Origin of the sequence: Alkalihalobacterium elongatum (genome assembly GCF_019024285.1) — a bacterium.
Taxonomy (GTDB): domain Bacteria; phylum Bacillota; class Bacilli; order Bacillales; family Bacillaceae_F; genus Alkalihalobacterium; species Alkalihalobacterium elongatum.
The window spans coordinates 47,814-60,781 of sequence record NZ_WMKZ01000029.1 but is presented as its reverse complement, the minus strand read 5'-3'; the positions used below and the strand labels follow the sequence as shown (position 1 = coordinate 60,781).

Below are 12,968 nucleotides of genomic sequence, written 5' to 3'. Positions count from 1 at the left end.
GACGTTTTTAAAACATTGACGAGATATCATGTATCTCTTTATTTCGCTTGGCTTTTTGTTCAGTTTTCAAAGAACTTCACGCTTGTCCGCTGCTGTGACAGCGACTTTACTAATATAACATGTTCAAAAATCATAGTCAACACTAATTTTTATTTTTTATTCAACAAATTTCAATTAATGTCTACAAAATAATGCCTGATATTTATTATACTGATTGTCGAAAAAAAATAAAGAGTAATTTTAAGGAAAAGCAAAATATTTTATTCCTTTCTCGCAATCCCTACCATCAACTCAACAATTGTCACATAAAAAAAGAGTGCCCATATCCTCATCATGCTATACATCTCAAAATGAAGCGATAACTATGGTAGGAGGTGATAGACACTCTTAGTTTAAACTATTTTATTCTTCGCTTGTTTCACGATGGCGCATTTGCGGGAATAGTAACACGTCACGGATAGACGGTGAATTCGTTAATAGCATGACTAAACGATCAATCCCGATCCCTAGACCACCAGTTGGAGGCATTCCGTACTCTAGCGCTTCAACGAAATCGTCATCCATCATATGTGCCTCATCGTCACCTTGTTCTCTTTCTTTTAACTGATCTTCAAATCTTTCTCTTTGATCAATCGGGTCGTTAAGCTCTGTAAAGGCATTCGCGTGTTCTCGTCCAACAATAAACAGTTCAAAACGATCAGTAAAGCGCTCATCTTCAGGGTTTTTCTTCGCTAACGGAGAAATAGCTGTTGGATGCCCATAAATGAATGTAGGTTGAATTAATTTCTCTTCTACAAAATGCTCAAAGAATTCATTTACTACATGACCATAAGTCATCGTATCTTTCACAGGAACTTTATGCTCTTTTGCAATTGCTAGTGCTTCTTCATCGCTCATTTCTTTCCAGAAATCTACTCCCGCATATTCTTTAATAGCATCAACCATGTGCAGTCTTTTCCATTCAGGCTTTAGGTTTACCTCATAGTCTCCATACTGAACAGTTGTAGTTCCTAACACTTCTTCAGCGATATGAGCAATTAAGTTTTCGGTTAAACTCATAATATCTTTATAGTCCGCATAGGCCTCATATAACTCAATCATTGTGAATTCTGGGTTATGTCGTGTCGATACACCTTCATTACGGAACACTCGTCCAATTTCATAAACTTTTTCTAAACCACCAACTATTAATCGCTTTAGGTGAAGCTCAATAGCAATTCTCATATAAAGCGTCATATCAAGTGCATTATGGTGAGTAATAAATGGACGAGCTGATGCACCACCTGCAATAGAGTGCATCATTGGCGTTTCAACCTCTAAATAGCCTTTACTGTCTAAATAACGTCTCATCGACTGTAAGATCTTGCTTCTTAATACAAACGTATCACGTACTTCAGGGTTTACAATTAGGTCAACATATCTTTGGCGATAGCGTTGCTCAATGTCTTTTAAGCCATGAAACTTATCTGGTAGTGGCCTCAATGATTTTGTTAGTAATTGGAAGTTCGTTACTTTAATTGATAATTCTCCAACCTTTGTTTTAAACGCAACACCAGATACTCCAACAATATCACCGATATCAATCGTATTAAACAGTTCATATGCTTCTTCGCCAACAGCATCTTGACGTACATAGATTTGAACTTTTCCAGTTAAATCTTGAATGTGAGCAAACCCTGCTTTCCCTTTGCCACGCTTAGTCATAATTCTTCCAGCTAGTACTACTTCATGCTTGTCTTCTTCTAGTTGTTCTTTTGAGATCTCTTCAAATTGTTCTACCATTTCTTTTGCAGAATGTGTTCGAAGAAACTTACTTCCAAAAGGATCTACACCTTTATCGACTATTTTTTTTAATTTGTCTCGGCGCACAGCTAAAAGGTCATTTAATTCTAATTCTTGTGTCATTTCATCCACTCCTATTTTCTTCAAAGTAACCACTAACAATCTTACTTATCAATGATATGTATCATATGTAGCTCCGCAACATAGGCAGAGGTTCTAAACTTTGCTTATATGTAGAAAAACTGCCAGTATATACTGGCAGTGCGTTATCAACTCAGACGAATTATAGAAAAGTAAAATGATAAAGTCAACTATCTTAGCCTACTTCAACAGCGTTCATTGTGGCTTCAACTTCATCAATATAACCATATAGAGAGTTGTAAACATCGTCACGCGTTTCAAAGTAATTAATTTGCTCTCGCACTTTTGAGTTGCCTCGCATCCCTTTTAAATACCACGCTGCATGCTTTCTCATTTCACGTACAGCCACTCTTTCACCTTTTAATGCAATTAAACGATCTAAGTGTAGCATACATACATCAATTTTTTCGCGTGGTGTTGGGTCACCTGGTAATTCACCCGTTTCTAAGAAATGCACTGTTCTGTAAAGCATCCATGGATTTCCGAGTGCAGCTCTTCCTATCATTACACCGTCAACACCTGTTGTATCTAACATACGTCTTGCATCTTCAGGTGTTTTAACATCACCATTACCGATAACAGGAATGCTGACAGATTCCTTCACTTCTTTAATGATATCCCAATTTGCTACACCTTCATACATTTGAACACGAGTGCGCCCGTGTACCGCGACAGCTTTACCGCCTGCACGTTCGACTGCACGCGCGTTTTCAATTGCAAAAATATGTTCCTCATCCCAACCGATCCGCATTTTTACCGTTACAGGTTTTTCAACTGCATCAACTACAGCCGAAACCATCTCATAAATCTTATTAGGATCAAGTAACCACCTTGCTCCAGCGTCACATTTTGTGATTTTCGGTACTGGACATCCCATATTTATATCAATAATATCTGCATTCGTGTTTTGATCTACAAACTTAGCGGCTTCGACTAACGTTTCTTTTTCTCCACCGAAGATTTGTAAGCTTAAAGGTTTTTCCCGCTCATCTACATATAACATACTCAATGACTTTTCATTTTTGTGTAAAATAGCTTTATCACTTACCATTTCTGCACAAACAAGCCCTGCACCAAATTCTTTAGCTATTAAACGAAAGGCTGGGTTACATACTCCTGCCATCGGTGCTAAAACTACTTGGTTTTTCATTTTAATATCACCAATCTTCAACATCACTTTCACCTCCATCATTTTAAATTATCTATTTTGCAATCAATTCATCTATACTAATTTGTAAAGCATCAGCAACTTTTTCTAGTAATTCTTCCGTTGGTACCCTCGTTCCTCTTTCGACTTCCCCTAATACTGAAATTGAAACGCCTATAGCGTGGGCAAATGATTCTTGGGTGTAACCTTTCAACTTTCGAAAAGCCCGTATTCTCCTACCCCATTGTTCGTTTTCCATAATCTAACACCTTCTTTATCTGTTAACCTTCTATAGATCTCCGAAACTGTTTCCTGCTCGTGAGGCAGCATCAATTGAGGGTTTAACTCCATTAACGGAATGATGACAAAACTTCTCTCACTCATTCTTGGGTGAGGAATAAGTAAATCATCCATCTTAATATTTTCTTGATTATAGAGTAAAATGTCAAGGTCTAAAGTTCTCGGACCCCAACGAACAGGGGTATTTTTTTTTGCCTTACTTTCTATTTTTTGGGTGATTTCTAATAGTTGTTCAGGCTTATATGTGGTTGAAACTTCAACAACCATATTAAGAAAATCCTGCTGATCTAAATATCCAACTGGGTCAGTTTCATATATGGAGGAAACACTCTTTATTTCGATTCCATTTTCATTGTTCAATGCTTTAAGGCCTAATAGAAGGTAATCTTCTCGAATACCCATGTTGGAACCTAATCCAATATATGCAATATTACTCACTACTTCGACTCCTTGTAATTTCTACTGCTACTGAATGATAATGACCATTAATTGGTGGGTCTGGCTTTATGACTTTTATCGTACATGACTCAACAATGGGGAAAGAATTAAGAATTTCCGAACAAATTCTTTCCGCGATCGTTTCAACTAATTTGTACGTTTGTTCTTCAACAATCTTTTTTGTGATTTTATACACTTCTGCATAATTAACAGTTTGAGTTAGATCATCCTTCATCCCTGCATTTTTTAAGTCCAACAGTAAAGTTGCATCAACCTTAAACCTTTGGCCTAGTTTGTTTTCTTCTGCGTATACACCATGATATCCATAAAATTGCATCTGATCGATAATAATTTTATCCATTTTATACACCTTTCCCTAACATCGCATCCATCATTTTTACCATTCGACTCATTTCTAAAACATCATGAACTCTAACAATTTGGCACCCTTTTGCAACACCGAGGCAAACTGTAGCCCCGGTTCCTTCTACACGCTCATCGACAGGGAGGTCTAAAGCCTTTGCAATAAAAGATTTTCGTGACGTTCCTAAGAGAACAGGGTAACCAAGATCTACAATTTCATCTAATCTTCTCATAACCTCAAGGTTGTTCTCGTATGTTTTAGCAAAGCCAATACCCGGATCTAAGATGATTTGATCGTCACTAACTCCAGCGCGATGGCATATATTGATACTTTCCTCTAGATCCCTCTTCATATCTTCTAGTAGGTTGGTGTAGTTTTTATTGGTACGATTATGCATAAGGATAATCGGTACATCATAAGACGCTGCAACTTCAGCCATCATAGGATCAGCCTTCGCTCCCCATACATCGTTAATTATCGAAGCCCCAGCTTCTATAGCTTGTCTAGCCACTTCACTTTTGTACGTATCAATGGAAATCGGAACATCGACCTCTTCAGCAATAGCAGAAATGATTGGAAGTACTCTTTTCAGTTCTTCACCTTGCTCAACCTTTTCTGCACCTGGTCTTGTTGACTCTCCACCAATATCAATAATTTTAGCCCCATCCTTTATCATTTCTTTTGCATGGTATAAAGCAGTTTCAACTTCATTAAACTGCCCGCCATCAGAAAATGAATCAGGGGTCGCATTTAAAATTCCCATTACAACAGTTTCATTTAAAAATTGAGAAGCCTTAACTTTAGTTGGTTTTATTTGAACTGACATATCAACTTAACTCCTTTTTATATAATTCGTTCCGACTGTTAAGTTGTTTTCTTAATATAGAATAATGTTTTTGTAACTTAGCACTTAAAGACGTAAGGCTATTGTAATTAGTCTTACCATCAACTTCAGAAAGGGATACGACTTCCTGGATTGAATTAGTGACAAAAGCTTCATCTGCCTTATACAGCTCCACACTTTCGTAATACCCTTCCTTACATTCAATCCCTAGTTGATGTAATAACGCCATAATAAACTGCCTGGTTACTCCATTTAGTATTCCCGTTTTAACCGTAGGTGTATAAACAATATTATCCTTTACCCAGAAAAGATTAGAGACAATTCCTTCTGCAAGAAAACCTTCTTTTGTCAGGAAAATTCCTTCTACATTTGGATCAGAGCCAATTTCCTTTTTGCCAATAATGTTATTTAAGTAATGGTGTGATTTTAGTCTTTCATTTCCTTCAGGGGTATTCCGTTCCGTTTTTAAAATAACACCACGTTTAACAGTCGACATCGATTCTGGTATTGGCTTTACATAGACGATCGTTGAAGGCTTTTCATAAGGGTCAATCTGTAGTCCTAATGGACCGACACCTGCAGAAACATTCCACCTAACATACGCATTCTGTAAATTGTTTTTTTCTATTAACGTGTTCAAAACACCTAGTATATCGTCCTTATTCCAATTCCATTGAACAGACAATTGTTCCAAACTTCTACTTAAGCGATGAAAATGGTCATCCACCAAGAATGGATGACCGTCATAAATACGAAACGTTTCAAAAACACCTAACCCATACATAAAGCCATGATCAAAAATAGAAATTTGTGCATCTTCTGGCTTCACATATTCACCATTTACATAGATGTACATGTTGAAGATCGTCCCTTATAACATTCAATAAAATTACGGAGTAGAAGTTTCCCTGCTTCAGTCATAATTGATTCTGGATGAAATTGAACACCCTCAATTGGAAGAGTTTTATGACGAAGGGCCATAATTTCTCCCTCACTCGTTTCTGCAGTAATTTCTAAACACTCTGGGAACGTTTCCCTCTCAACGATTAATGAATGGTATCTTGTCGCTGTAAACGGTGATTCTACTCCTTTGAAAATCGTCTTTTCATTATGAGTGATTTGTGACGTCTTTCCATGCATTAACCGTTCCGCTCGAATCACTTTTCCACCAAATACTTGCCCAATCGATTGATGACCTAAACAAACTCCAAAAATTGGTATTTTACCAGCAAAATATTCAATTGCTTCTAAACTAATTCCCGCTTCATTAGGACTACATGGTCCTGGGGAAATCATTAAGTAATCTGGATTCAGTTCCTCGATTTCTGCAAGGGTAATTTCATCGTTTCGTCTAACGACTAGTTCTTCGCCCATTTCCCCTAAATACTGCACTAAATTGTACGTAAATGAATCGTAGTTATCAATCATTAAAATCATTACTATTCCTCCTCAGCTCTACTTCACTTTTTCTTTACTAACCTCTTCTTCACTCAACTCTTTCGCACGCCATAGTGCGGTTGCTTTCTTTAATGATTCTTTATACTCATGTTGTGGATTTGAGTCAATAACAATTCCTGCTCCAGCCTGTACATAGGCCATTCTGTCTTTTGAAAGCAGTGTACGAATGACAATATTGAGTTCCATATCTCCATTATAACCGATCCATCCAATTGAACCGGTATAAATTCCTCTTCTCACAGGTTCTAACTCTTCAATGATCTCCATCGTTCTTACTTTAGGTGCCCCTGTAATCGTACCACCTGGGAACGTTGCGCGAATAATGTCATAAGCGTCTTTTCCTTTAGTAAGCTTTCCTTTCACATTAGAAACGATATGCATCACATGGGAGTACTTTTCAATGACCATTAATTCATCTACTTCAACTGTACCGAACTCACATACTCTTCCTAGATCATTTCGCTCTAGGTCGACAAGCATTATATGCTCGGCGCGTTCTTTCTCGTTTTCAATGAGCATTTTAGCATTTCTTTCGTCTTCTTCTTCTGTCTTTCCTCTCGATCTCGTTCCTGCAATCGGTCGTGTACTCACCTCATCACCTGCTTTTTTTACTAAAAGCTCTGGTGAACCACTAGTTAATTGAAAGTCAGGGGTATGAAAATAAGACATATAAGGAGAAGGATTTACTTCACGTAATTTTTCATATATATGGAGCGGCTCTGTCAATAAAGGTTTAGCCTGACGAACAGACAGGTTCACTTGAAAAACATCACCAGCCGCAATATACTCTTGAATTCTTTCAACAGCCTCTGCAAACTCTATTTCGGATAAAGAGGCACTCCACTGCTCTCCACCCTTTTCCTTTTTAGACTGCCATTTCCATTCATCGATCGGCTGTATCCATGCTGTTTTATAGTGTTCTATACGCTGTAAAGCATTTTCTCGCTCATTTTTAGTGCAATGCACGATTATTGTGAGTTCCTCGTTCTCGATGTCATAAACAAAAACATCGTCAAAAACTAAGAAGTACAGTTCTTCCATTCCTAAATCATCTTCTGCATCATTAGGAAGCTTCTCAATTTGCCTTACGAGATCATAGCTAATATATCCAATCGCACCACCCTGAAATGGAGTACCATCATGGCAATATGCGCGATGCTGCTTCTCCATCCATGCTCTCATATTTGTAAGGAGATCACCTGTTTGGGTAACCGTTTGTCCATTATGTTCAATAATTAATTCTTGACCTTTTCCTTTCAAAATGGCTATCGGATTTAATCCAATAATGTGGTATCGACCAGCTCTACCACTCTCTAATAAGACATGATATGGCTCCTCTTTTGAAAGCTGCTTATACTGATGAAACCAAACGCTTTCACTTAATGGGATTTTCGCTGTCAACACTTGCTGGTTGTTTATCGAATTGTCTTGAAGCAATACACTCACTCTCCTCATTAATGGCGAATGATTTCAAACCATTTTTCTTAACGTTTATTCTACAACAATTTCTAGTATACGAAAAGCCGAAGTCCTTACTTACAAACGTATGCAAATGTGAACTAGAAAAAAAGAGGCTGACTTATAGATGTCAGCCTCTAGCTCATACTCTGGTTTATTCATCAAATTGATATAGTGGTGTTGAAAGGTAACGCTCACCATTACTTGGAATAATAGCAACAACCTTTTTACCTGCACCTAATTTTTCTGCAACTTGTAGAGCTGCATAAATCGCTGCCCCAGAAGAAATACCACCTAAAATCCCTTCTTCACGGCCGGCGCGGCGTGCATATTCAAATGCTTGATCATTTGACACTTGAATAACCTCATCATAAACATTTGTGTTTAGAATAGAAGGTACAAACCCAGCACCAATTCCTTGGATTTTGTGAGGTCCTGGCTTACCTCCAGATAAAACTGGAGAGTCTGCTGGCTCGACTGCATAAATTTTAAGTTCAGGGAAGTTTTCTTTTAGCAACCCACCTGCACCTGTAATCGTTCCGCCTGTTCCGATACCTGAAATAAATGCATCAACACTACCTTCTACTTGCTCTAAAAGCTCACGGCCCGTAGTTTCACGATGGATTTCAGGGTTCGCTTCATTTTCGAATTGTTGTGGCATAAAGTGACCGTCTTCTTTTGATAGCTCTGTTGCTTTACGAATAGCACCACCCATTCCTTCTGGTCCAGGAGTAAGCACTAATTCTGCACCGTAAGCTCTTAAAAGGTTACGACGCTCCATACTCATCGTTTCTGGCATAACTAGCTTTGTTCTATAACCTTTAGCAGCTGCAACCATCGCCAACCCGATTCCTGTGTTTCCACTAGTCGGCTCAACAATGATATCATCTTTCTTTAATCGACCATCTCTCTCAGCAGCTTCAATCATCGCTAAAGCAATACGATCTTTTACACTGCTTCCAGGATTAAAGTATTCAAGCTTTAAATAAATATCTGCAGACCCTTCAGGTACGATTCTGTTTAATTTCACTAATGGCGTTTGACCAATTAATTCTGTAATTGAATTTGCTACACGCATATTTAACTTCCCCTTTCGTTAATACCGAGTAAATTCATTGGTTTTGTTAAGATTATAGTAGCAAATGATTTCCATTTAGTCAACGAATTTTTTTGATAATTTTAACTCTCTTACCGCTTGCCTGTTTCCTCTAATAATTTCTCTAATTCTTCCTTTGTGAATAGATATGTTTCATTACAGAAATTACAGCGTGTTTCGGCTTGGCCTTCTTCCTCAATCATTCCTTTAATCTCCTCTGCACCTAAGCTAATGATCGCAGTTTCAAATCTTTCCTTTGAACAAGTACAGGAGAATTTAACGTCCATATGATCAAGAATTTTTAAGTTATCTTTTCCGAGCAGTTCCTCTAAAATTTCTTCAGGACTTTTTCCCGCTTCAATTAATTTAGAAATTGGGGGAATTTCACTTAAGCGATTTTCAATAAAATTGATAACGTCATCTCCAGCTCCTGGCATCATTTGCAGAATAAATCCACCTGAAGCTAATATAGAATGGTCAGGGTTTACGAGCACCCCTACACCAACAGCTGACGGAATTTGTTCAGAGGTTACAAAATAATAAGTAAAATCCTCGCCTAATTCCCCAGAAATAAGCGGAATGCTACCTGTAAAATAATCTCTAAGTCCTAAATCCTTTACGACCGAAAGTTGGCCATTCGTTCCTACTGCCCGTGCAACATCTAATTTTCCTTGTTGATTTAAATCAAAGTGTACGTGAGGATTTTTTACGTAGCCTCTTGTTTCACCTTGAGCATTTGTATCGACGATGATATAGCCAATAGGACCGTCACCTTCGATTTTCACAGTAATTTTTGCATCACCTTTTAACATCGCACCCATCATTGTTGCTGCTGTCATTGCTCTTCCTAATGCAGCAGATGCAGTAGGCCAGGTGTCTTGTCTTTTAGCTGCTTCATCAATCATTGCGGTCGTTCGTGTCGCATAGGCTCTAACCTTTCCATCAAAGGCCAATGCGCGAACAAGATAATCACTCATACTCTTCTTCCTTCCTAGCGTTTTTCAAATAAATCATCTGTAAACCTTTTAGAGTTAAAAATGGATCTACAATATCTATCGTTCTAGATTCTTTACCTATAAGAGGTGCTAATCCACCTGTAGCAATTACTTTAGGTTCTACTGACGATTGCTCTTTCATTCTTCTTACGATTTCATCAACTTGTCCAATATATCCATAATATATTCCTGCTTGCATCGCATTTACTGTATTCTTTCCAACCACTGAAGGAGGCTTTGAGATTTCAATACGTGGAAGCTTAGAGGCTCTTGTATAAAGGGCTTCTGTCGATATACCGACTCCTGGCGCAATGGCACCACCCATATACTGTTTTTCCTCATTTATGTAGCAAAATGTTGTTGCTGTACCAAAATCAACGATAATTAAAGGGCTTCCATATAAATGAATAGCGGAAACTGCGTTGACGATTCGGTCAGCACCGACTTCACGAGGATTTTCATATTTAATATTAAGACCTGTTTTAATGCCTGGTCCAATAACAATAGGATCTAGCTCAAAATATTTCTTACACATTTTCTCTAATGCAAACATAATGGGTGGGACAACAGAGGAAATGATAATTCCATCAATTTCAGTTAAGCTAAGGTTTCTGTCCTGAAATAAACTTTTCACAAGCATGCCATACTCATCTTCCGTCTTATCACGACTTGTAGCAATACGCCAATGATGAATTAACTCATCACCGTCATACACTCCAAGAACAATATTCGTATTACCCACATCTACAACAAATATCATAATTGTTTCACCACATTTCACTTTAGTTTATGTATGTTTACTTTACCTCAATTTTATCATTTTAAAAAGAAAATAGGATGTCTAAAGACATCCTATTTTTCCTATTACTTATCGGTTTTATTTTCATCCTCTGATTTAGGCTTTTCTGACTGTTCGCTAGAAGGCTTTGTTTCATTATCCTCTCTCGCTTCAGGCTCACCTTTTTTAGAGGAGATATTTACTTTTACGTCACCATCTTGAGTTGTTTCAGATTTAATTTCTTGTTTGCGATACGCATCTGTATGATGGTTATCCGGAAGTTTCCCTTCGTTAACGAGCGATTTGATTTGCTCTGCGTCTAATGTTTCAAGCTCCATTAACGTTTCCGCTACAAGATCTAGCTTATCTTTATTATCAAGAAGGATCTGCTTACAACGCTCATAACATTCTTTAATAAAGCGTTGAACTTCGAGATCAATTTCATAAGCGATTTGGTCACTATAATTTTGTTCATTTTGAATATCGCGACCTAAGAACACTTGCCCACCAGAACTTTGCCCAAACTGCATCGGCCCAAGCTTTTCACTCATACCATATTCAGTTACCATCTTACGAGCAATACCTGTTGCACGTTGGAAGTCATTATGAGCTCCAGTACTCACTTCACCAAAAGTGATTTCCTCGGCAACACGTCCTCCAAGTAAGCCCATAATCTTATCTAGCAATTCTGGCTTCGTCATAAAGTAGCGATCTTCTTTAGGAAGCATTACGGCATAGCCACCTGCTTGACCACGAGGAACGATCGTTACTTTGTGAACCATATCTGCATTTTCAAGTTTCACACCAACGACTGTATGACCTGCTTCATGCCATGCCACAATCTTCTTCTCTTTTGCAGAGATTACACGGCTCTTCTTAGCTGGACCAGCAATTACACGGTCAATGGCCTCTTCGATATGGATCATATTTACTTTCTTCTTATCTTGACGCGCTGCAACAAGAGCCGCTTCATTCAGAAGGTTTTCTAAATCAGCACCCGAAAAACCAGGTGTACGAGCAGCAATTGCTTTTAGATCAACATCATCAGCAAGAGGTTTGTTACGCGCATGTACTTTTAATACTTCTTCACGTCCTTTAACGTCTGGGCGGCCGACTAGAATTTGTCGGTCAAAACGTCCTGGACGTAATAACGCAGGGTCTAAAATATCGGCACGGTTTGTCGCGGCGATAATGATAATACCTTCATTTGCACTGAAGCCGTCCATTTCAACGAGTAATTGGTTTAACGTTTGCTCACGCTCATCGTGACCGCCTCCAAGTCCCGCTCCACGCTGACGACCAACTGCATCAATCTCATCGATAAAAATGATACAAGGTGCATTTTTCTTAGCATTTTCAAATAGGTCACGTACACGTGATGCACCGACCCCAACAAACATTTCAACAAAGTCAGAACCACTGATTGAGAAGAATGGAACTCCCGCTTCACCAGCAACTGCTCGAGCAAGTAACGTTTTACCTGTACCTGGTGGTCCAACTAACAGAACCCCTTTAGGAATACGGGCCCCAATAGCAGAGAACTTACGAGGGTCTTTTAAGAATTCAACAACTTCTACAAGCTCTTGTTTTTCTTCATCTGCCCCAGCAACATCTTTAAATTTCGCTTTCTTCTTATCATCTTGAACCATCTTCGCCTTACTCTTACCAAAGTTCATGACACGGCTTCCGCCACCTTGAGCTTGGCTTAGTAAAAAGAAGAATAGGATAAAAATAATGATAAATGGAATAATTGACGTAAAAAAGGTAACCCAACCACTTGTCTCATCAGCAGGCTCCATCGTGAACGTTGGTCCAGCTACTCCACCTTCTTGAGCAGCAAACAGTCTCTCAACCGCCAGTTCAGCCCTAGGAATATATGTTTCGAAGAACTCTCCTTCTGCCATACCTGTAAGCTGTCCACGGACTAAATACACTTGGCGCTCAGGCTTCAAAGAAAGATTGGTAACCTCGCCATTTTGTAGATACTGATAAAACTCATCTACTGTCATTGGCTCCGTCTCGACTTGATCACCGCTAAAGACACTAACGATCCCAACGATGACTAAAAATATTAATAAATAGAATATCGTGTTACGAAAAATCCGATTCATTCCTGACCTCCTCCCACGTACAATCAAGCTTAAATTATAGTATCATATTTACCAAC

Annotated in this window: 13 protein-coding genes; all 13 read right to left on the bottom strand. The window is 38.5% G+C overall.

The window, feature by feature from the left end; genetic code table 11:
- Nucleotides 1-402 precede the first annotated feature (402 nt).
- The 13 genes from lysS to ftsH all read right to left on the bottom strand — a co-directional run bounded on the left by lysS (nucleotide 403) and on the right by ftsH (nucleotide 12,912).
- A complete protein-coding gene (gene lysS / locus GKP30_RS19955; protein ID WP_216831226.1) occupies nucleotides 403-1,905 on the bottom strand; it encodes a lysine--tRNA ligase in 1,503 nt (500 codons plus the stop codon).
- Nucleotides 1,906-2,098: 193 nt separating this feature from the next.
- Nucleotides 2,099-3,097 (bottom strand): tRNA dihydrouridine synthase DusB, encoded by a 999-nt coding sequence (gene dusB / locus GKP30_RS19950; RefSeq protein ID WP_216831225.1) that lies wholly within the window; start codon nucleotides 3,095-3,097, stop codon nucleotides 2,099-2,101.
- 28 nt (nucleotides 3,098-3,125) lie between these two features.
- Complete coding sequence (locus GKP30_RS19945) at nucleotides 3,126-3,329, bottom strand: helix-turn-helix domain-containing protein (protein WP_216831224.1); 204 nt, start codon at nucleotides 3,327-3,329, stop codon at nucleotides 3,126-3,128.
- Nucleotides 3,281-3,808, bottom strand: a complete 528-nt coding sequence (folK, locus tag GKP30_RS19940; RefSeq protein WP_216831223.1) for a 2-amino-4-hydroxy-6-hydroxymethyldihydropteridine diphosphokinase — start codon at nucleotides 3,806-3,808, stop codon at nucleotides 3,281-3,283. The genes GKP30_RS19945 and folK overlap by 49 nt, the downstream gene beginning before the upstream one ends.
- Complete coding sequence (gene folB, locus GKP30_RS19935; RefSeq protein WP_216831222.1) at nucleotides 3,801-4,169, bottom strand: dihydroneopterin aldolase; 369 nt, start codon at nucleotides 4,167-4,169, stop codon at nucleotides 3,801-3,803. The genes folK and folB overlap by 8 nt, the downstream gene beginning before the upstream one ends.
- A gap of 1 nt (nucleotide 4,170) precedes the next feature.
- Nucleotides 4,171-4,998 carry a dihydropteroate synthase gene (folP, locus tag GKP30_RS19930; RefSeq protein WP_216831221.1) on the bottom strand — a complete coding sequence of 276 codons (828 nt, stop codon included), beginning with the start codon at nucleotides 4,996-4,998 and terminating at the stop codon, nucleotides 4,171-4,173.
- A 1-nt stretch (nucleotide 4,999) separates the two neighbouring features.
- On the bottom strand, nucleotides 5,000-5,872 hold the full coding sequence (gene pabC / locus GKP30_RS19925) for an aminodeoxychorismate lyase (protein ID WP_216831220.1): 873 nt from the start codon (nucleotides 5,870-5,872) through the stop codon (nucleotides 5,000-5,002).
- Nucleotides 5,857-6,453 carry an aminodeoxychorismate/anthranilate synthase component II gene (pabA, locus tag GKP30_RS19920; protein WP_216831219.1) on the bottom strand — a complete coding sequence of 199 codons (597 nt, stop codon included), beginning with the start codon at nucleotides 6,451-6,453 and terminating at the stop codon, nucleotides 5,857-5,859. Before pabA ends, pabC begins: the two co-directional genes overlap by 16 nt.
- Nucleotides 6,454-6,471: 18 nt before the next feature.
- Nucleotides 6,472-7,911, bottom strand: a complete 1,440-nt coding sequence (locus tag GKP30_RS19915; RefSeq protein WP_328703189.1) for an anthranilate synthase component I family protein — start codon at nucleotides 7,909-7,911, stop codon at nucleotides 6,472-6,474.
- Between the two features lie 175 nt (nucleotides 7,912-8,086).
- Entirely contained in the window at nucleotides 8,087-9,010 is a 924-nt protein-coding gene (gene cysK / locus GKP30_RS19910) for a cysteine synthase A (protein WP_216831217.1), read from the bottom strand.
- Between the two features lie 110 nt (nucleotides 9,011-9,120).
- Nucleotides 9,121-10,005 (bottom strand): Hsp33 family molecular chaperone HslO, encoded by an 885-nt coding sequence (gene hslO / locus GKP30_RS19905; RefSeq protein ID WP_216831216.1) that lies wholly within the window; start codon nucleotides 10,003-10,005, stop codon nucleotides 9,121-9,123.
- On the bottom strand, nucleotides 9,998-10,783 hold the full coding sequence (locus GKP30_RS19900) for a type III pantothenate kinase (RefSeq protein ID WP_216831215.1): 786 nt from the start codon (nucleotides 10,781-10,783) through the stop codon (nucleotides 9,998-10,000). Before GKP30_RS19900 ends, hslO begins: the two co-directional genes overlap by 8 nt.
- A 104-nt stretch (nucleotides 10,784-10,887) precedes the next feature.
- Complete coding sequence (gene ftsH, locus GKP30_RS19895) at nucleotides 10,888-12,912, bottom strand: ATP-dependent zinc metalloprotease FtsH (protein ID WP_216831214.1); 2,025 nt, start codon at nucleotides 12,910-12,912, stop codon at nucleotides 10,888-10,890.
- Nucleotides 12,913-12,968 lie beyond the last annotated feature (56 nt).